8 protein-coding genes are annotated in these 22,877 nt (G+C 35.4%); all 8 read left to right on the top strand.

The genetic code is table 11. The annotated features are described in order from the left end of the window. A partial coding sequence (locus ACX5JI_RS13775) for a condensation domain-containing protein (protein WP_459501590.1) occupies nucleotides 1-2,212 on the top strand: 2,212 nt, incomplete at its 5' end. Between the two features lie 27 nt (nucleotides 2,213-2,239). After that, nucleotides 2,240-11,254, top strand: a complete 9,015-nt coding sequence (locus ACX5JI_RS13770) for a non-ribosomal peptide synthetase (RefSeq protein WP_459501589.1) — start codon at nucleotides 2,240-2,242, stop codon at nucleotides 11,252-11,254. A gap of 64 nt (nucleotides 11,255-11,318) precedes the next feature. After that, nucleotides 11,319-18,848: a non-ribosomal peptide synthetase gene (locus ACX5JI_RS13765; RefSeq protein ID WP_459501588.1), complete on the top strand. Its 7,530-nt coding sequence runs from the start codon at nucleotides 11,319-11,321 to the stop codon at nucleotides 18,846-18,848. A 446-nt stretch (nucleotides 18,849-19,294) separates the two neighbouring features. Further along, the gene (locus ACX5JI_RS13760; RefSeq protein WP_459501587.1) at nucleotides 19,295-19,645 is read left to right on the top strand and encodes a lmo0954 family membrane protein; all 351 of its coding nucleotides are present in this window, start codon (nucleotides 19,295-19,297) and stop codon (nucleotides 19,643-19,645) included. Between the two features lie 44 nt (nucleotides 19,646-19,689). Continuing rightward, nucleotides 19,690-20,340 (top strand): PspA/IM30 family protein, encoded by a 651-nt coding sequence (locus ACX5JI_RS13755; RefSeq protein ID WP_459501586.1) that lies wholly within the window; start codon nucleotides 19,690-19,692, stop codon nucleotides 20,338-20,340. A gap of 109 nt (nucleotides 20,341-20,449) precedes the next feature. Continuing rightward, nucleotides 20,450-21,190: a cell wall-active antibiotics response protein LiaF gene (gene liaF / locus ACX5JI_RS13750; RefSeq protein ID WP_459501585.1), complete on the top strand. Its 741-nt coding sequence runs from the start codon at nucleotides 20,450-20,452 to the stop codon at nucleotides 21,188-21,190. Next, on the top strand, nucleotides 21,190-22,251 hold the full coding sequence (locus ACX5JI_RS13745) for a sensor histidine kinase (RefSeq protein WP_459501584.1): 1,062 nt from the start codon (nucleotides 21,190-21,192) through the stop codon (nucleotides 22,249-22,251). Before liaF ends, ACX5JI_RS13745 begins: the two co-directional genes overlap by 1 nt. Continuing rightward, nucleotides 22,244-22,876, top strand: coding sequence for a response regulator (locus tag ACX5JI_RS13740; protein WP_459501583.1), 633 nt, complete (start codon nucleotides 22,244-22,246; stop codon nucleotides 22,874-22,876). The genes ACX5JI_RS13745 and ACX5JI_RS13740 overlap by 8 nt, the downstream gene beginning before the upstream one ends. Nucleotide 22,877: the final 1 nt, after the last annotated feature.

Below are 22,877 nucleotides of genomic sequence, written 5' to 3'. Positions count from 1 at the left end.
AAATCATAATAAAAAGATATATATTGTCAATCGTAATCACCAGCTTCAACCGATCGGAGTGCCGGGTGAGTTATGTATTGGAGGAGAAGGTTTAGCTAGAGGGTACTGGAATCGTGCAGATTTAACGGAAGAAAAATTTGTACCGAATCCATTTGTACGAGGAGAACGGATGTATAAAACAGGCGACCTAGCACGTTGGCTTCCAGATGGATCAATTGATTACATAGGAAGAATAGATGATCAAGTAAAAATTCGTGGACATCGTATTGAACCGGGGGAAGTGACACGTCGCCTCTTAGAGAATGGGGCATTGGAAGAAGTAGTAGTTCTGGCGCATACAGATGAAAAGGGACGGACGGATTTATGTGCGTATTTTGTAGCTAATCAAGAATGGTCTATTCAAGAACTGAGACAATATGTGTTAGAGGAATTACCCGAATATATGGTGCCATCTTATTTTATAGAACTAGATCACATTCCGCTTACACCAAATGGAAAAATAGATAAAAAGGCACTTCCGAAGCCAGATGGAAATATTCAAACAGGAGTGGAATATGCACCTCCAACGAACCAAATCGAAGAAGTATTGGTTGAGATTTGGCAAGAAGTGTTGAATGTGAAGCAAATCGGAATTCATGATAATTATGTTGAACTAGGTGGAGATTCAATTAATGCAATTCAAATTTCAGCTAGACTTTTTCAGCGGAATTTCAAACTAGAGGTAAATGATTTATTTAAACATCCGACCATCTCTGAACTTACTCCTTATATTCACACTGTGCACGTTGTTGTTGAGCAAGGAGATGTGGAAGGAACTGTTTCATGTACCCCTATTCAAGAATGGTTTTTTGAACAGAAATTACAGGAACCTCATCATTGGAATCAAGCAATGATGCTATATAACAAAGAAGGTTGGGAGCCGGAAGGAATTAAACAAGCCTTTAGGAAGTTGACTGAACATCATGATATTTTGCGAGCACAGTATTTACAAAATGGAGAAGAAATTATTCAGACTATCCAAGGTGTAGGAAAAGACTGTTTTACACTTCAAGGTTTCAATTTCAAGCAACATATAGATATCCAACAGCGTGTGGAAGAAGAAGCGAATAAATTACAGAGAAGTATTGATTTAGAGAAAGGACCGTTAGTACGATTAGGACTTTTTCAAACCAATAAAGGAGATTATCTTTTAATCATTGTACACCATTTAATAATAGATGGCGTATCGTGGCGTATTCTTCTTCAAGATTTTGATACAGTGTATGGGCAACTAAAACGTAAAGAGGAGATCAATCTTCCACTAAAAACACATTCTTATCAAGCTTGGAGTCAAAAGTTACAAGAGTATGCGAATAGTAAGGAACTATTGAAGGAATTATCTTATTGGAAAGAAATAGATCATACAGTTATACCGAATCTACCTAAATACATGAATGATTCGAATAGCACCTATTTTTTAAAAGATAATCATCAAATTGCTTTTTCTTTAACAGAAGAACAAACAACAAAACTGTTAACAGATGTTCATCGTGCCTATCATACGGAAGGAAATCAACTATTAATTACAGCTCTAGCACTTACCATTCGCGAATGGACAAATGAGGAACAGATTGCAGTAAGTTTGGAAGGACATGGACGTGAAGAGATAATAGAAGGTGTTAATCTATCACAAACGATAGGATGGTTTACTTCTATCTATCCTGCAGTATTTCGTTTACAATCAGATGAACTTTCTTATGCAATTAAGCTAGTAAAAGAAACCTTGCGTCAAATCCCTAATAAAGGGGTTGGATTCGGAATTCTCAACTATTTAACTGCTCCAGAGAAAAAAGAATTTACAACATTTAAGCTCCGTCCACAAATCAGCTTTAATTATTTAGGAACGTTTGACCAGAAAGACGCACAAGGGTTTGGGCAATCTTCTTTGCCATTAGGAGACTTCTTTAGTCCAAAGACGCGTATGCAACATGCTTTAGAAATTAATGGTGTGGTGATGAATGGAAAATTGCAAATTAGCTTTATTTATAATAAATACGTATATGACGTTGAGATAATAGAGAAATTGGTATCACGTTATAAACATTACTTGTTAGCAATTATGAATCATTGCTTAGAACGTGAAGAGAATGAATTGACACCTAGTGATTTTAGCGCCAAAAAATTATCAATTGAAGAGTTAGATGATATTTTTATGGAATTAGAAGAATTGTAGTAACTAGAATTATTAGGAGGAAAAGAGATGTTTGATAGAAAAAATGTGAAAGATATGTATGAGCTCTCACCGTTGCAAAAAGGGATGCTCTTTCATCATATAAAAGATGGAAGTAGTTTGGCTTATTTTGAACAAATGACTCTTTCGATAGAAGGGTCATTGAACTTGTCTTTTCTAGAGGAGAGCGTAAATGGATTAATTCAAAAATATGATATTTTACGAACTAACTTTCTTTATAAAAATACACGTGAGCCTATGCAAGTTGTATGGAAAGAGAAAAAAACAACCGTTCACTTTGAAGATATTACATTTTTAAGTGAAAATCAAAGGCATACTTATATTGAGGAGTTTAAAGAAAAAGATCGTGAGAGGGGTTTTGATCTTTCTCGCGATTGCTTAATTCGTTTCTCTCTATTCAAAACAGGCCCTAAAAGTTTTCTATTAGTTTGGAGTCATCATCATATTTTAATGGATGGTTGGTGTTTTGGAATTTTGTTTAAAGATCTTTTAGACATGTATAAAGCAAGATTGTATCATCAACCAATCAAGATAGAAACAGTAACTCCTTATAGTGATTATATTAGATGGGTAGGAGAGCAAGATAAAGAGGATGCTTCTAGATACTGGATGGAGTATCTAGAAGGATATGACGAATTAACTAGTTTTTTATATAAAGAGTGTCAAGAAAAAAATGGAGTATATAAGAAAGAGGAATTGACTTTTTCTTTAAATAAAGAGCTAACAGATCGATTGTCAAATTTAGCTAAGAAATATCAAGTAACTTTAAATAATGTTTTTCAAGCTGCATGGGGAATTTTATTGCAAAGATATAATGATACAAAGGATGTAGTATTCGGTACAGTCGTATCAGGGAGACCTTCGAATATTCGGAATGTTGAAAGTATTGTAGGTTTATTTATTAATACGATTCCAGTTAGAGTAAAAAGTACAACGGGTACTTTCAAAGATTTACTCACGGCTATGCACAACAATGCGCTGGAAAGTAAAACATTTGATTATATGTCACTATCTCAAATTCAAAAAGATACAACATTATCTTCCTTATTCGATCATATTGTTGTATTTGAAAATTATCCATTAGACCAAGATATGTTAGATAAAAGTGATGAAATTGGTTTCAAAATCTCAGATGTAACCGTTTTTGAACAGACAAACTATGATTTGAATGTTTTGGTTATTCCTAATAAAGAGTTGGAAATAACGTTTAGTTTTAATGAAAAAGTATTTGATCAGGTGTTTATAAAATCTATTTTTGAACAGTTAGAACAGATTATGAAACAAATAGTAGAGCGACCAGAAATGAAAATAGATGAAATTGAGATTGTTTCAAAAGATACGATGAATCAATTGCTTGAGTTTGGGCATAGAAAAGGAGATTATCCGCGAGATAGAACAATTCATGAACTGTTTGAGTATCAAGTAGAAAAAACACCAAATCATACAGCATTGATACTAGGGAATGATACTGTAACCTATCGGGAACTAAATCACCGTGCCAATCAACTTGCGCACTATCTTTGTAAAAAAGGAATCGATCATGGTGCGTTAGTTGGAATAGCAATGGAACGTTCAATTGACTTGTATGTAGGAATACTGGCAATTTTGAAATCTGGTGGGGCTTATGTACCATTGGATCCGAACTATCCAGAAGAGCGACTCACTTACCTACTTACAGATTCTCAAATTACTGTACTGCTCACACATGAAAAATTTGTATCAAACCTTCCGAATTATAATGGACAAGTTATCTGTGTAGAGCAGGAAAGAGAAAAAATGAAAGCAGAAAAAAACTCAAATCTTTTATTAAATGGATCTGGGGATGACCTTGCTTATGTGATGTATACATCAGGATCTACAGGAAAACCGAAAGGTGTTAGCATTGTTCACCGAGGGGTTGTTCGATTAGTAAAAGAGAATGATTATGTACAATTAGATGAAAGTAAAACGTTATTACAATTGGCTCCAACTGCTTTTGATGCTTCTACATTTGAAATTTGGGGTAGTTTGTTGAATGGTGGCTGCTTAGCTATTATGCCACCAGGAACACCGACGGTAGAACAAATCGCTGACGCATTGACCAAACATCAAGTAACGACATTATGGTTAACGGCGGGATTGTTTAAGTTAGTTGTAGCTCATCAATTGGAAGCATTAGAAGGGGTACAGCAATTGTTAGTAGGTGGAGATGTAGTCTCTGTTCCTCATGTGCAAAAAGTATTGCAATTAGGCAGTGTTCAAGTAATCAATGGGTATGGTCCAACAGAAAGTACTACATTCACTTGTTGTTATTCAGTTCCAGCAGATTGGACTGGAAAAACACTTCCGATTGGACGTCCAATTAAGAATACAGAAGTCTATATTTTAGATTCACGTTTGAAACCTGTACCGTTAGGAGTTCCAGGTGAATTATATATTGGGGGAGATGGCTTAGCGCGTGAGTACTTAAATCGTCCGGATTTAACACAAGAACGGTTTATTCCAAATCCTTTTTGCACTGATTCAAAAGAGCGTCTTTATAAAACTGGGGATCTCGTTCGCTATTTGCCGGATGGTCAAATTGAATTCATTGAACGCATGGACAATCAAGTGAAAATTCGAGGTTTCCGGATTGAATTAGGCGAAATTGAAGCAGTGTTAAGTCAACATCAGTCCGTGAAAGATGTAGTAATGAGTGTAACGAGCGAAAAACAATTGGTTGCATACATTATACCTGAACAAGATATTGAAAATCAGACAAATCAATGGCGTCAATATTTAAGTGGGAAATTACCAGAGTATATGATTCCATCGGCATTTATCGTTATGGAAGCTTTTCCACTTAATCCAAACGGAAAGATTGATCGCAAGGCCTTACCAGAACCGACAGAGCATATAAGAACTGAGACCGAATTTGTTGCACCAACGTCGCAAGTGGAAGAAATATTGGTTGAAATTTGGAAAGAAGTATTGAAATTGAAACAGGTAGGGATTCATGATAATTTCTTTGAATTAGGTGGCGACTCGATTAATGCGATACAGGTAGCGGCGCGATTAAATCGTCAAAAGTTAAAATTAGAATTAAAAGATTTATTTGAATACCCTACGATTGCTAACCTTGCTCCTTATATTGGAGTGATAGAGAGTAAAATAAGTCAAGAAATAGTGAAAGGAGAAGTTCAGCTGACTCCAATTCAGAAATGGTTCTTTAAAAAGAATTTACAGGAGCCACATCATTGGAACCAATCAATGATGCTGTTTAAAAAAGAAGGATGGGAGATTCAAAAAGTTGAACAAGTTTTTCAAACATTAATAGCACACCATGATGTATTAAGGATGGCGTTTGTTCAAGGAGAGGAGAGCATTACTCAGACGAATCATGGATTAGAAAGGAAAAACTTTGCACTACAAGTTTTTGATTTAACGAAAGAAATAGATGTGAAAGCAAGTATGGAGAAAACAGCAAATCAACTGCAACGGAGTCTCCATTTAAGTGAAGGACCGATAATGAAAGCCGGTCTATTTCAAACGATAGAGGGAGAGTATTTGTTAATACTTATCCACCATTTAGTGGTAGATGGCGTATCTTGGCGAATTTTACTAGAAGATTTTGAAACAGCGTATGAGCAAGTGATGATTCATAAAAAGATTGAATTGCCACCGAAAACGACTTCTTATCAAACTTGGGCAAAAAAATTGCAAGAGTATGCAAACAGTGAAGAATTATTTCAAGAGCTCTCTTATTGGAAGGACACGTTGGAAACCAATGTTCCGGTTCTTCCGATTGATAAGGAGGGATCAAGTACCTATTTCTTTAAGGACTACAGTGAAGTTACTTTAACCCTTGATGAGAAAGAAACAAAATCTTTGTTAACTGATGTTCACCGGACCTATCATACTGAAGTAAATGATATGTTATTGGCTGCGCTTGTACTTACTATTAAAGAATGGACAAAAGATAATAAAATCGCCTTAAATTTAGAAGGACATGGGCGAGAAGAGATTATAAACGGAATTGATTTGACACGGACGGTTGGCTGGTTTACATCGATCTATCCAGTAGTTTTTGATATGCCTACTAATGAATTGTCTAAAATAATTAAATCTGTAAAAGAAACAATGCGTTGTATTCCAAATAAGGGAATTGGATTTGGAATTCTAAAATATGTAACACAGGTAGAAAGTAAAAAACTTATGGATGTCAATCTGAAACCTGAAATTAGCTTTAACTATTTAGGAAAATTTGATGAAGAACAAGCAGAAGGATTTGTTCATTCTTCTATGCCAATGGGAGAGACAATTAGTCCGTTAACGTCAAATTCGACTAGTCTGGAAATTAATGGAGCTGTAATGGGAGGGCAATTAAAACTTGCTTTTGGTTATAACCCACATCTATATCACCCAGAGACCATTCAGAACATTGTTAATCGTTATAAGCATTACTTAAGCATGTGCATTGAACATTGTTTAATGGCAGAGGAAGCATGGACACCGAGTGATTTTAGTATGAAGCAGCTTACTTTCGAAGAATTGGATTCTGTTTTTGAAGAATGGAAGCCAAACGAGATTGCTGATATGTATTATTTAGCTCCGATGCAAAAAGGAATGTTTTTTCATCAGTTAAAAGATAAAAATAGTCCTGCGTATTTTGAACAGATAGATTTTCACATCGAAGGGTCAATAGATGCCGTTAATTTAGAAGAAAGTATTAATGGATTGCTTCAGAAGTATGATATCTTCCGGACGGTCTTTCTCTATGAAAAATTAAATCAGCCAATTCAGGTCGTATTGAAGGACAGAAAAACAACAATCCACTTTGAAGATATTTCGCACATAGAGGAAGAAGAACAGGAAAAATATCTTGAAGCATTTAAACAAAAAGATCGCGAACGTGGATTTGACTTATCAAGAGATATTCTGATTCGTTTTTCTTTAATTCAAACAGACTCGGAAAAGTATCATCTGATTTGGAGCTTCCATCATATTTTAATAGATGGATGGTGCCTTGGTTTAGTTCTGGATATATTACTAGAAATGTACCAGTCTCGTTTACAGAAAGAAGAGATATTAGTAGAAAAAGTAACACCTTATGGTAAATTTATGAAGTGGTTAGAAAAACAAAATCAGGAACGGGCTCATGAACATTGGAAGGGCTATTTACAAGATTACAATCAATTAGTAGGTATTCCACGTAAAGAACGGAAGGGGAAACACTCTGATTATGTAGAAAAATCTCTTTTCTTTAAGCTAGATCGCTATTTAACGGATCAACTGGCTAACTTAGCTAAGAAATGTCAAGTAACACAGAACACAGTTTTCCGTACCATTTGGGGTCTTTTATTACAAAGGTATAACAATACGAATGATGTAATATTTGGAGCTGTAGTATCAGGAAGACCATCGGATATTCGAGATGTTGAAAATATTGTCGGCCTATTTATAAATACGATTCCAGTTCGGATACAAAGTGAACCAGAAGAAACATTTGTAAACCTACTCAAAAAGGTACAACATACGTCTTCAGCATCCGAACAGTATACCTATCTGTCCTTAAGTGATATTCAATCCAATACTGAATTATCCAGTGGACTGTTTGATCATATTGTGGCGTTTGAAAACTATCCTTTGGATACTGGAGTGATAGAAAAGAAGAGTGAGGCACTTGGATTTACCATTAAAGATGCACATACGTTCGGACAAACAAACTTTGACTTTAATGTACTAGTTCTACCGGATGATGAGTTAACCGTGAAGCTGAGCTTTAATCAGGAAGTATACGAGGAAGACTTCGTAGAAAATATTTTTAAACATCTAGAACAAACTGTAAAACAAGTTGTGGCGCAACCTGAAACACAATTAAAAGAGATTGAAATTGTGCCAAGTGAAGAAAAACAACAATTGTTAGTTGAATTTAATGATACAAAAGTTGATTATCCACGAGACAAAGTGGTTCACGAGTTATTTGAAGAACAGGTAAAGAAAACACCAAATCATGTTGCGGTTGTATGTGGTGAAAAACAAATCACGTATCAAGAACTAAATGAGTATGCGAATCAATTAGCACGTGTATTAAGAGGAAAAGGCGTAACGAAAGAGAAAATTGTCGGCATTTTAGTACAGCCTTCTCTTGAAATGATTATCGGGGTTTTAGGCGTTCTGAAGGCAGGAGGCGGCTATCTGCCAATAGATCCTACCTATCCGCAGGAGCGAATTCAATACATGTTGACAGACAGCCAAGCTCGTTGGTTGCTCATGCAAGAAGAACTAGAAATTCCTGCCGGTTATACAGGTGAAGTAATTGTATTAGATCAAGAAGAATTGTATCAGGGAGATGGGACAAATCTCACACATATCAATCAGGAACATGACTTAGCGTATGTGATTTATACATCTGGTTCGACAGGTCGTCCAAAAGGCGTCATGGTAGAACATCAGTCATTGATCAATCTAGCTTGCTGGCATAACGAAATGTTTGAAGTAACCGAACGGGATCGGAGTACGAAATTTGCTGGATTTGGTTTTGATGCATCTGTGTGGGAAATATTCCCTTATCTTGTTGCAGGTGCATCGTTATACATGATTCAAGAAGCAATCCGTTACGATGTAGACTTGTTAAACCAGTACTTTGAAGAACAAGGCATTACTATTAGTTTCTTGCCAACTCAATTTGCCGAGCAATTTATGGAAAAAGATAATAAATCCCTTCGAATACTGTTAATTGGTGGAGATCGAGCGAAGCTTACACAAGAAAGAAGTTACCGAATTATTAATAACTATGGGCCAACAGAAAATACAGTTGTAACAACAGCATATGAAATTGAGAAACAAGTAGCGAATATTCCAATTGGTAAACCGATAGCAAATTCACAAATTTATATCGTTGATCGTTTTGGGAACCTTGCTCCAATCGGTGTCGCTGGTGAATTATGTATTGCGGGAGAAAGCTTAGCGAGGGGATATTTGAACCAGCCGGAATTAACAGCGGAAAAATTTGCTGATAATCCATTCGAACCAGGAACGAAGATGTACAAAACGGGAGACTTGGCGAAATGGCTACCGGATGGGAATATAGCATTTATGGGACGGATAGATCATCAAGTAAAAATAAGAGGTTATCGTATTGAACTTGGTGAAATTGAATCGGTATTAAGTCAACATCCATCTGTGAAAGCAGCGGTAGTAAATGTAACGGATGAAGATCAATTAGTTGCGTATATCGTACCTGAACCGGATGTAGAAGATCAGACGGAACAATGGCGTCAATATTTAAGTGGGAAATTACCAGAATATATGATCCCGGCAGCATTTATTACGATGGATGAGATTCCACTTACTTCAAATGGAAAGATAGATAAGAAAGCATTACCGAAGCCAAAAGTACAAAACGCGGTAGAGTATGAAGCATTTACAAATGAAAAGGAAGAAATTCTCACACATGTATGGCAAGAAGTGCTTCGGGTAGATCGAATTGGAATCCATGATAATTTCTTTGGATTAGGTGGAGATTCGATTAAAGCAATTCAAGTAGCTGCTCGATTACACAAATATAATTTGAAATTAGAAGTAAATGATTTGTTCCAAAATCCAACGATTTATGAAGTAGCGCCTTATCTAAAATCTAGAATGACGATTGAACAAGGGACTATAGAAGGTGAAGTGGAATTCACCCCAATTCAAAAATGGTTTATTGAACAAGAATTTGCTGAACCGCATCATTGGAATCAAGAAATGATGTTATTTAGAAAAGAAGGTTTTGAACAGGAAATAGTAGAGCGAGTGTTCAAAAAACTAGTAGAACACCATGATGTACTACGGATGACATATACATTAGAGAAAGATAACTCGCTTCAAACCAATCTTGGCTTGGAAGGGGAATACTTTGCTCTTCATCGCATTGATTTAATAGAAAAAACAGATGTCAAGGCATGTATGAAAGAAGAAGCGAACAAGTTGCAACGAGGTATTGACCTAAGTAGAGGGCCATTAGTGAAATTAGGTTTATTCCATACAATAGAAGGCGATTATTTGTTAATTATCATCCATCATTTAGTGGTAGACGGGATCTCTTGGCGAATTTTACTAGAAGATTTTGAAACAGCTTATCAACAAGCCGTTCAAAAACAAGAAATTAAATTGCCGTTAAAAACGACAGCTTTCCAATCATGGGCACAACAATTACGTCAGTATGCAAATGGTGAGGAGCTACTACGTGAATTACAGTATTGGAAAGAAATAGAGGAATCTAAAATTCCTGCTTTAACGAAGGACATGGATGGTCCGACTACTTACAGTGTTAAAGATAGTGGCATGGTTATAACTACTTTAAATGAAGAGGAAACAAAAAACTTATTAACGAATAGTCACCAAGCATATCAAACAGAAATGAATGATCTCTTACTAACAGCTCTTGCGCTGACAATAGGAGAGTGGACGAAAGAAAATCAAGTAGCTATTGATTTAGAGGGGCACGGTCGAGAAGAAATCATCGATGGGGTTGATTTATCTCGTACTGTTGGCTGGTTCACATCCATGTATCCGGTCATCTTTCATATAGAGTCTAGTGAATTATCAAATATGATTAAATCAGTTAAAGAAATGTTACGTCGAATTCCAAATAAAGGGGTAGGGTATGGTGTCCTTAAATATATAACAGAGCCTGAGAACAAAGATGATATCCAGTTCAACTTGAAACCAGAAATCAGCTTTAACTATTTGGGACAGTTTGATAAAGGACAAGGACTTGGTCAATCTACTATGCCAACTGGAGAATCAGTTAGCTCAGATACAACAAATTCTTATGCCTTACTTATAAATGGAATGGTTGTAGATGGTGAGTTAAAGCTTATCTTTTATTACAATCAACACCTTTATTGCCCTGATACTATAGAAATGTTAGCGAAGCAATATAAAGGAAATCTACTGAAAATTATTACACTTTGTTTGCAACAAGAAGAAGTCGAGCTAACACCAAGTGATTTTTCTATTGAAGAGCTGTCTTTTGAGGAATTAGATGATGTATTTGATGCTTTAAAAGAGAAATTATAAAACCAATGTGAGTTATCACATTGGTTTTCAACCAACTAAACTGTATACATTTGAGGTGATTAAGATGTTTAATAAAAGTGATATAAAAGATTTATATGAATTATCTCCCCTGCAAAAAGGGATGCTATTTCATTATTTACATGATAAGGGGAATCAGGCTTACTTTGAACAAATAGACTTTACGATTGAAGGAACTATTAATCTCTCTAGTTTAGAGGAAAGTTTTAACCAATTGATAAAAAAATATGATATCTTTCGGACTGTCTTTTTATATGAAAAAGTAAATCAACCAATTCAAGTAGTGTTAAAAGAAAGAAAAGCGAAGATTCATTTTGAAAATATTTCCTATTTAGATAGAGATAAAGATAAATATATTGAGGAGTTTAAAGAGGAGGAACGAAGAAAGGGATTTGACCTTTCAAGTGATATTCTAATTCGGCTCTCGTTAATTCAAACAGATTCCCAAAAATACCACTTGATTTGGAGTTTTCACCATATTTTGATGGATGGTTGGTGCCTTGGACTGGTTCTTGGTGATTTATTTCAAATGTACCAACGATATTTAAAGAATGAAGAAATTGTCTTAGAGAGAGTGACTCCATATAGTCAATATATCCGTTGGTTAGCAAAACAAAATAAGGTTACAGCACAAAGTTATTGGAAAGAGTATTTACAAGGCTTTAACCAGGTAACAGAAATCCCATTTAGTCAATCGAAGGAAATGACTTATGATTATGCGAAAAAAGAGCTTTCTTTGAAGATAGATAGTCATGTAACGAGTCAACTAGAAAAATTGGCTAAAAGCTATCAAGTTACACAAAATACGATTTTTCGAGCTATTTGGGGCATCCTATTACAAAGATACAACAACACGAATGATGTAGTATTTGGTACGGTTATATCTGGAAGACCTGCGGAAATTCCGAATGTAGAGAAAATTGTCGGTTTATTTATTAATACTATTCCGGTTCGTGTACAAAGTAAACCTCATGATACGTTTGTTGATTTAATTAAGAGAATACAGCAAGCAGCTTCGGAATCAGAGCGATATAATTACATGTCTTTAGCTGATATTCAAGGGAATACAGAATTAACCGGAGAATTATTTAAGCATTTAGTTGCATTTGAAAATTTCCCTTTAGATACAGAATCGGTGGATAAGAAAGGTGAAGAGCTTGGTTTTACAATTAAGGATGCTCACACCTTTGAACAAACAAATTATGACTTGAATTTGTTGGTATTACCAGGTAGTGAATGGGAGATAAGGGTAAATTTTAATCAAGAAGTTTATGATGTGAACCTTGTTGGAAATATGTTTGAAGATTTAGAAGTGATTATGAGACAAGTCATAGCTCAGCCGGAAATTCAAATAGAAGAAATAGAGGTTGTTTCAGAAAAAGCAATGAAACAATTAATGGAATTCGGTCGTAAAAAAATAGATTATCCACGAGACAAAACAATTCATGAGCTATTCGAACAGCAAGTGGAGAATACGCCAGAACATACGGCATTAGTATTAGGAAATGATTCTGTAACATATCGAGAACTTAACCAACGTGCGAATCAACTTGCACATTATCTTTGTAAAAATGGAATCAAACCTGGTGCATTAGTTGGGATAGCGATGGAACGCTCGATTGATTTATATGTAGGAATGCTGGCAATTTTGAAATCTGGAGGAGCTTATGTACCATTAGATCCTAATTATCCAAAAGAGCGGTTAGCTTACTTGTTTACAGATTCTCAAATTCCCCTGCTTTTGACGCATGAGAAATTACTATCAATGCTTCCTGATTACAGTGGACAAATCATCTGTCTAGATCAAGAAAGAGAACAAATTAGGGAAGAAGAAAAAACAAATCTTTTATTATCTGGATCTGGAGATGACCTTGCTTATGTGATGTATACATCAGGATCTACAGGTAAACCGAAAGGTGTAAGCATTGTTCACCGTGGAGTTGTTCGATTAGTAAAAGAGAATGATTATGCGCAATTAGATGAAAGTAAAACGTTATTACAATTGGCTCCAACGGCTTTCGATGCTTCTACATTTGAAATTTGGGGCAGTTTTTTAAACGGTGGTCGTTTAGCTATTATGCCACCAGGAATATCAACGATGGAACAAATTGCTAAAGAAATAGAAAGAAATCAAGTGACGACCTTATGGTTGACGGCAGGATTATTTAAATTAGTTGTAGATCATCAATTAGAGGCACTAAAAGGAGTGCATCAATTGTTAGTAGGTGGAGATGTGGTCTCTGTCCCGCATGTACAAAAAGTATTACAATTAGGCGGCGTTCAAGTGATTAATGGTTACGGTCCAACAGAAAATACAACATTCACTTGTTGCTATCCGGTTCCAGCAGATTGGAATGGAAAGGCACTTCCAATTGGACGTCCAATCAAAAACACAGAAGTATACATTTTAGATTCGCGTCTGAAACCTGTCCCTGTAGGGGTGCCTGGTGAGTTATATATTGGTGGAGATGGTTTAGCTCGAGAGTATTTAAATCGTCCGGATTTAACACAAGAACGATTTATCCCAAATCTTTTCAGTAATGATTCAAACGAACGCCTTTACAAAACAGGGGATCTTGTTCGTTATTTATCGGATGGTCATATCGAGTTTATCGAACGTATGGATAATCAAGTGAAAATTCGAGGTTTTCGTATTGAGTTAGGTGAAATTGAAGCAGTTCTCAGTCAGCATCCATCCGTGAAGGATATTGTAATGAGTGTAACGGGCGAAAAGCAATTGGTTGCATATATTGTACCGGAGCATCAAGTGATAGGACTGGAAGATCAGTGGCGCGAATATTTGAAAGGGAAATTACCAGATTATATGATTCCATCGGCATTTATTATTATGGAAGCTATTCCACTTACGCCAAATGGAAAAATAGATAAGAAAGCATTGCCAAAATTAGATGAAGGTACTCAAACTGGAATGGAATATGCACCTCCAACTAATCCAACTGAAGACGCCTTAGTTCAAATTTGGCAAGAAGTGTTACAAGTAAAACGAGTGGGGATTTATGATCACTTTTTTGAAATAGGTGGACATTCTTTAAAAGCGATGATGCTTGTGTCACGAATTTTGAAGAATTTACAAGTTCAGGTTCCGATAAAAGAAGTATTTTCACGACCTACTGTAAAAGAAATGGCAGCATATATTAAAGAAGCTGAAGGCAGTTCTTATCCAACTATTGCACCAGTAAAGAAACAGGAATATTATCCAGTATCTTCTATGCAAAAGCGATTGTACACAATTCAGTTATTAGATGGAATTCATACAACTTATAATATGCCACTCGTTTTAAAAATTGAAGGGGCGTTAGATATTGATCAATTAACAAAAGCTTTCCGATTGCTCATCCAAAGACACGAGTCTTTTCGCACAACATTTGAACTGATTGATGGAGAACTTGTTCAAAAAATTCATTCGAAGGTTCCTTTCCAAATTGAGCAATGTATTGCTGAACAGGGAGATCAAGTTAAAGATTTAGTTCAAGCGTTTATTAGACCATTTGATTTAAAAGAAGCTCCTTTATGTCGAGTTAGATTAATTACACTTGCTAAAGAACGATATATTCTATTAATAGATATGCATCATATCATTTCTGATGGAATATCTATGGGAGTTATAATTCGAGAATTGACAGAGTTATATCAAGGAAAAGTACTTCCTGCTCTACATTTACAATATAAAGATTATGCTGTTTGGCAACAAAGTTTCAAAGAAACAAAGTTTTACCAAAAGCAAGAAGAGTATTGGGTCAACGAATTAAAAGGGGATATACCTGTATTAGAGTTACCAACTGATTACCCGCGACCTCCTATACAAAAATTCGATGGGCGTCTATTTTCTTATGAATTAAGTGAAGAATTAACTAAGAAAGTGAAAGAGTTTAATTTTGATCAAGGAACAACGTTGTTCATGACCTTATTCGCTATTTATAATGTTGTTTTATATAAGTATTCAGGACAAGAGGATATCATTGTAGGATCCCCTGTCGCAGGTCGCACTCAATCTGATTTAGAATCTATTGTGGGGATGTTTGTTAATACAATTGCTATTAGGAATAATCCAAAAGAGACTCAAACTTTTCAACAATTTTTAGCTAATGTGAAAAGTAATGTACTTGCTGCATATGAACATGCGGATTATCCATTGGAGGGATTGATTGATAAGCTAGAAATTCGTCGGGATTTAAGTAGAAATCCATTGTTTGATACAATGTTTATCATGCAAAATATGGAAAAATCAGAGCTGCAATTTTCTGGACTTACAATTGAACCAGAAAAGTTTGAGTGGGAAAATACGAAGATGGATATGAGTTGGACAATTGAAGAAAGTGAAAAAATTCATATTTTATTAGAATACAGTACTCAATTATTTAAACCAGAAACAATTCAACGAATGGTGAAACATTTTGTTTCTGTATTAGAACAAATCATTAAGAACCCTAATATTTATTTAGGTGAATTAAAGTTGATAACAGAAAAAGAAAAAGAACAATTGTTAGTTGAATTTAATAATACAAAAGTAGAGTACCCACGAGACAAGGTGGTTCACGAGTTATTTGAAGAACAAGTAGAGAAAACACCAAATCATATTGCAGTTGTATATAATGAGAAGAAACTCACTTATCACGAGTTAAATGAGCGAGCGAATCAATTGGCACATGTGCTTAGAGAAAAGGGAGTAACGAAAGAAAAAATTGTCGGGATTTTAGTAAAACCTTCTTTAGAAATGCTTATTGGAGTGTTAGGCGTTTTAAAGGCGGGTGGAGGATACCTTCCAATTGATCCAACTTATCCATCAGACCGGATTCAATATATGTTGACAGATAGCCAAGCTGAATGGTTGTTAACGCAAGAAAAACTAGAAACACCTGCTAATTATACAGGTGAAACGATTCTACTAGATCAAGAGGAATTATATCAAGGGGAAGGAACGAACCTTACATATCCGACTGATCTTCATGACTTAGCATATGTTATTTATACATCGGGTTCTACTGGGAAACCGAAAGGGGTTCAATTGGAACAAGGATCATTCTTAAATATGTGTTATTGGAATATAGATTATTATCAATTAACGGAAAAAGACCATGTAACAAAGTATGCAGGTTTTGGATTCGACGCATCTGTATGGGAAATATTCCCTTCTCTTATAGCAGGAAGTACGTTGTATATTATTCCGGAAGAGATGCGCCTTGATGTTGAAAAGTTAAATGCATATTTTGAAAAGAATCAAATTACAGTTAGCTTTTTACCAACGCAAATATGTGAACAATTCTTACCTTTAGCAAATCAATCATTACGTACGTTACAAACAGCTGGTGATAAATTAACTCAATCGGTTAAGCACCCGCTAGCTCGGTATACATTAGTAAATAACTATGGTCCGACTGAAAATACAGTTGTAGCAACAGCATATAGAATTGAGGGGCAAGTAGGAAATATTCCGATTGGGAAACCGATCGCAAATTCAAAAATATACATTGTTGATCGTTTGGGGAACCTTGCTCCAATCGGTGTTGCTGGCGAATTATGTATTGCGGGAGAAAGCTTAGCAAGAGGATATTTGAACCAGCCGGAATTAACGGCAGAGAAGTTTGTTGATAATCCATTCGAACCAGGAACGAAGATGTACAAAACAGGAGATTTGGCAAAATGGTTATCGGATGGAAATATAGCATTTATGGGACGGATAGATCATCAAGTGAAAATAAGAGGTTATCGTATTGAACTTGGTGAAATCGAATCGGTATTAAGTCAACATCCATCTGTGAAAACAGCGATAGTAAATGTAACAGATGAGAAGCAATTAGTTACGTACGTTGTACCTGAACCGGATGTAGAAGATCAGACGGATCAATGGCGTCAATATTTAAGTGGGAAATTGCCAGAATATATGATTCCGATAGCATTTATTACGATGGATGAGATTCCGCTTACTTCAAATGGAAAAGTAGATCGAAAAGCGTTACTAGAACTGAAAGACTATATTCAAACTAAAGTGGATTATGTTGCACCAACATCGCAAGTAGAAGAAACAATAGCAGAAATTTGGAAAGAAATATTCAATTTAAATCGAGTGGGGATTTATGATAATTTCTTTGAATTAGGTGGAGATTCGATTAAAGGGATGCAACTCATTGCTAGGTTGTATAAGCATCGTTGGAAATTAGAACTGAAAAACTTATATGTATATCCAACCATTGCTGAAATTATTCCGTATATTGAAATGATTCATGAGAGTAAAGAAGAAATAATTGAAGGAGAAGTACCTTTTACGCCAATTCAAAAATGGATTTTTGAACATACACCTGACCAATTACCAGATATATATATTAATATTATGCTGGAAAATAAAGAAGGGTGGCATATTGAGTCAGTAAAAACGGTTTTCAAAAAATTAGCAGAACACCATGATGCTTTACGGATGGTTTATATGAAAACAGAAGAAATCGTTCAAATCAATCGTGGCTCAGCAGAAGATATTTTTTCTCTCCATGTATTTGATCTGACTAAGGAACAAAATGAATTACAACGAATTGAGCAGGAAGTTCATCAGCTAAATAAAAGAGGGGATTTAATTGAAGGCCCTCTAGTTAAATTATCTATATTCCAAGCAGCTGATCAAAATTATCTTGTGATCTCGATCCACCATTTATTGATGGATGATATGTCAGCTAACATTTTAATAGATGATTTTATTACATCCTATAAGCAAATTGTACAGAAAGAGCCAATCATTCTTCCACCAAGTACGACTTCTTATCAAACATGGAGTAAAAAGCTGCAGGAATATGCTAATAGTGAGAGTTTCTTAAAAGAATTACCTTATTGGATAGCAATGGAAAGCGGAAGTGTAAAGCAGCTTCCAAAAGATATGGAAGGACCAGATACATGCACAGTAGAAGAGTTAGATGTGATTTCGTTGATCTGGACGGAAGAAGAAACGAAGAATGGGTTCGGTATAAATAGTCAAAAGAGACAAGCAAAACCTTTTGAAGTTTTACTGACGGCTTTAGGGATGACAATTAGTGAGTGGAATAACGAGGATAAAGTATTGATCAATTTGGAACGACATGGGCGTGAAGAAATTTTAGACGGGGTAGATGTTACTCGAACTATCGGATGGTTTAATGCACATGCCCCAGTTATTCTTCCAATGCAATCAAAAGAATGGAAATCAGCGATTCACTCTGTGCAAAAAGTCTTGAATTATATGCCAAATAAAGGAGTTGGTTACGGTATTTTGAAATATTTGACTGCTCCTGAAAAGAAAGATTCAATAAGTTTTCAGCTGCGTCCAGAAGTTAGTTTTAATTACCATGGGTATGTTAACCAAGAATTAAAAGAAGGATTTACACAGTCTATTCAACAGACTGGAAGCTCTTTTAGTTCTAAAGTCCAGGTTCCTTTTTCTCTTTATATCAGTGCCATTATTTTAGATGGAAGGTTACAGGTAAGCTTTGGTTATAACAAATATTTGTATACTAGAGATACAATTCAAAAATTAACTGAGCAGTTTAAAGAGAATTTGAACCTCTATATGGTTGCTTCTTTAGAAAGAGTATAAATTGTTAAAAAGGCCAGGAGGAATTTGAATTTTTCTAATTTAGTCAGGTGAATACAACAAACTCTTGAAAAAACTACATGTATTGTAGTTTTTTCAAGAGTTATATTTTGATGAGATGTATAGTGGAATCCTTAATTATATTGAAAAAGGATTCTATATACATCTCTTTTTTTTTCCTCTATTCGCAGGGGATGAAGAATCTCCCTTGATGGAAGTTTTACTTTATTATCACCGTATTAAATAAATAAGTTTTTAGAATTTTTTTATGTATTTTTTCGTTAAATGTCAGTGTGTCTAAGTATTTTGTATGATTTACTCAATGATGCTAAAAAGTCTTAAGGAAACTCAGTCTTAAGTCTGAGTCGAAAACGGTTCTTAAGCTCGTTATGGAAAATAAAAAAAATAGGTAAGATAAGAGTATCAAATCGAAGGGAGGCAAGCACAAGATGAAACAATTTATAGCGTTTATCGCAGCCGGTATTTTGGCTTTAATTGCTCTTGGTAGTCTTGCTGGTATTGTAGGATTAGCGATTGGAGCGGGAATTGTGTATTGGAGCTATAAATCATTTGTGCGAGCACAATCATTTTTTGGAAAGTTAGCTTGGGGTATTGTTGGTTTAGTTGGCTTATCCATCGCTCTTTCCCATTCTCCAGCCTTAATCGGTATCGCAGCATTAGTTGTTTTATACTATGGATACCGTGAATGGAAAAAGGAGAAAGATGTAGTAGGTTCTTCTGAACACTCTACAGCATATAGCAACTTTGAAGATGAATGGAACAAGTTAATGAAAAACTAAGATAAAATAACGGAAATGACAAAGTGGAAGAGAGGAAGATTATAATGAAACAATCTTTATTCGGACGTGTACGTGATGCGATTTTAGCAGATTTTCATAATGTTTTAGATGAGAAAGAAAGAAAAAATCCAATCGCTATGTTAAACCAATATTTACGCGATAGTGAGCGGGAAGTAACAAAAATTGAAAAGTTAATCGAGCGTCATAAAACGTTAAAATCTAACTTTGCCCGTGAACTTGAGCAGGCTCGTTATTTCGTAAATAAGCGATCAAAGCAGGCGATCATTGCACAAGAAGCAGGCGAAATGCAATTGCATGAACGCGCATTAGAAGAAGTAGCATACTATGAAGGGCAAGTATCACGTTTAGAAGAGATGTATGCAGGTGTAGTGGAGCAAATTGATGAGTTAGAACGTCGTCTTTCTGAAATGAAAAATAAACTAAAAGAAATGAATGCAAAGCGTATGGAATTAATGGCACGCGAAAATATGGCCCATGCGAACCGTCGTATGAATACAGCTCTTCATAAAATGGATGAGAATAATCCGTTCTTACGATTTGAAGAAATTGAAGATCATATTCGTGACTTAGAACTGCGCATGAATGGAGAGTACGAACGTGATACATTTGATATGAAAATTGCAAAGCTTGAGCGTGAAAAGAAAGAAAAGAATGAAGTATCTTTAACAAAATAATTGTAGTACATTATAGAACGAGCTTATAATATAGTAGTAGAAGAAAAGGTGTTGGTCAGCAATACCTTTTTCTTCTATTTTATATGTGACAAGAAGGAGGGGAGCTGAAATGAAGAAGCAATTTTCGAAATCACAACTAGTGGGGATGCTCCTCATCATATTTGGATTTGGTCTTTTTCTTGATATGGTTCTTGGACATTTTGAACCGGGTGCTCTTATTTTTGCATTTATTATGATTATGTTTGGAAGGCATTATCGGAAAAAGAATCGTTATGTGAGAGGAAATGTGTTTTTATTTGTCGGAGGCATTATTTTTTTATTTTTCCTCTTTTCATCAGCAGCTTTCGTACTTGTAGTAGTTGCTTGTTTTGCCTTCATCGGTTATCAACTTATTCAAGGGCAGCAGAAGCTAAAAGCTGTACAGGTAGAAATTAAGGAAAAAGGGTATATAGATGAAGAAAAACAAATCTATCGTACAGAACCATATCTTAAAAATATGATGGTAGGCAATGTAAGAATGATGGATCATATTTATGAATTAGAGGATATTAATGTTCAGTACGGAGTCTGTGATGTTGAAATTGATTTAACGACAGCGATGATTCCTGAAGGGGAAACGGTCATTGTTATTCGTGGGGTTATTGGTAACATTCGTTTATATGTTCCATACGATATTGAACTATCTTTAAACCATTCTGTTATCATTGGAAGAGTTTTGCTTCCAGGGCATGAAGAAACAGGCTTTAATCGAAATGTTACGTTTAAGACAGAACAGTATAAAGAAGCTCCTCGTCGTATTAAAATTATTTCTTCGCTTGTCGTAGGCGATACGGAAGTGAGGAAAGTATAATGAAAAAGCAAAACAATATTTCATGGATGTACATTCGCTATTCTATGCTATCTTCTGTTAGTATTGCGCTTATTTGTACGATTGTATATGTATGGAAAAGTGAGCAACATGTATATGATTTGTTGTGGAAAGAATCCATTGCTTCTGTTCCAATTGGCTTGTTCATTATGAGTACAAGTCTTCTTATTGGAGGGATTGTAGGGTATGCAATTGGTTACTATATGCAGCAGCGTATCCAAGGCTTACACACTTTTTTGTTTGAAGTAGAGCGAGGAAATTTTCCAAAGGATGTTTCGTTTACTGCTGAAGATGAATTTCATGAAGTAGAGCGAAAAGTTATTGCACTTGCTAAGCGATTAGAGCAACAAGCTGGATTATTTCAAAAAGTAACGAATGAACGAGCTCATTGGAATGAAGAGATGAGACAGGAAGCGATTTCTCAAGAAAGACATCGACTAGCAAGGGAATTGCATGATTCAGTGAGTCAACAGCTGTTTGCTATGTCGATGATGATGTCAGCAATTAATGAACAGATAGACCAAATTCCAGAAACAACAACAAAACAATTGCAGCTTGTCGAAAATATGGTCGTCAATGCACAATCAGAAATGAGGGCACTGCTTCTTCATTTACGTCCTGTACAACTTGAAGGTAAAAAATTAACAGAGGGTATAGAAGAACTATTAACAGAGCTTTCTAGAAAACAACATATGAAAATTGAATGGTTAATTGAGCCTATCCAATTAAAAAAAGGTGTGGAAGATCATTTGTTTCGTATTGTGCAAGAAGCATTGTCTAACACGCTACGACATGCAAAAGCAAAGAAAACAGAAGTTCGTCTTCGTCAAATTGATCAATATGCAATTTTAAAAATCATTGATGATGGTATTGGGTTCGAAGTAGGTATCAATAAAGCGGGATCATATGGTCTAAGGTCTATTCAAGAGCGTGTTCATGAAATTGGTGGAACATTAAAGGTGTTAAGTTTTCCAAATAAAGGTACGCAAATTGAAGTGAAAGTACCAATTATGATAGAGAGAGAGGGGGAGGAGCATGATTAAAGTGTTGCTTGTTGATGATCATGAAATGGTGCGGATGGGTGTATCAGCATATTTATCAACTCAGCCGGATATTGAAGTAGTTGGGGAAGCTGAAAATGGAAGAAGAGGTTCAGAATTAGCATTGGCGTTAAAACCAGATATTATTTTAATGGACCTTGTTATGGATGAAATGGATGGTGTTGAGGCGACACGTGCAATTATTCAAGAGTGGCCTGAAGCAAAGATAGTTGTCGTGACGAGCTTTTTAGATGATGAAAAACTATATCCTGTCATTGAAGCAGGTGCAACGAGTTATTTATTAAAAACATCAAGAGCGAGCGATATCGCGGATGCGGTACGAGCGACTTATGATGGAGAAACAGTACTTGAGCCGAAAGTGACTGGGAAAATGATGACTCGTATGCGTCAAAAGAAAAAACAGCCACTTCATGAAGATTTAACAGAACGAGAGTTTGAAATCTTATTATTAATTGCAGAAGGAAAAAGCAATCAAGAAATTGCAGATGAGCTATTTATTGCATTAAAAACTGTAAAGACACATGTGAGTAATATATTAAATAAATTGAATGTAAGTGATCGTACACAGGCGGTTATTTATGCATTTAGACATCAATTAACCAAATAGG

Source organism: Bacillus sp. C1 (genome assembly GCF_054570475.1).
The sequence above is the reverse complement of the archived record's forward strand: the minus strand, read 5'-3'. Positions and strand labels throughout refer to the sequence as shown.

Coding starts and splice junctions, on each gene's coding strand:
- ACX5JI_RS13770 (WP_459501589.1), top strand. CDS start 2,240: ATGTTTGATAGAAAAAATGTGAAAGATATGTATGAGCTCTCACCGTTG.
- liaF (WP_459501585.1), top strand. CDS start 20,450: ATGAAGAAGCAATTTTCGAAATCACAACTAGTGGGGATGCTCCTCATC.
- ACX5JI_RS13745 (WP_459501584.1), top strand. CDS start 21,190: ATGAAAAAGCAAAACAATATTTCATGGATGTACATTCGCTATTCTATG.
- ACX5JI_RS13755 (WP_459501586.1), top strand. CDS start 19,690: ATGAAACAATCTTTATTCGGACGTGTACGTGATGCGATTTTAGCAGAT.
- ACX5JI_RS13760 (WP_459501587.1), top strand. CDS start 19,295: ATGAAACAATTTATAGCGTTTATCGCAGCCGGTATTTTGGCTTTAATT.
- ACX5JI_RS13765 (WP_459501588.1), top strand. CDS start 11,319: ATGTTTAATAAAAGTGATATAAAAGATTTATATGAATTATCTCCCCTG.
- ACX5JI_RS13740 (WP_459501583.1), top strand. CDS start 22,244: ATGATTAAAGTGTTGCTTGTTGATGATCATGAAATGGTGCGGATGGGT.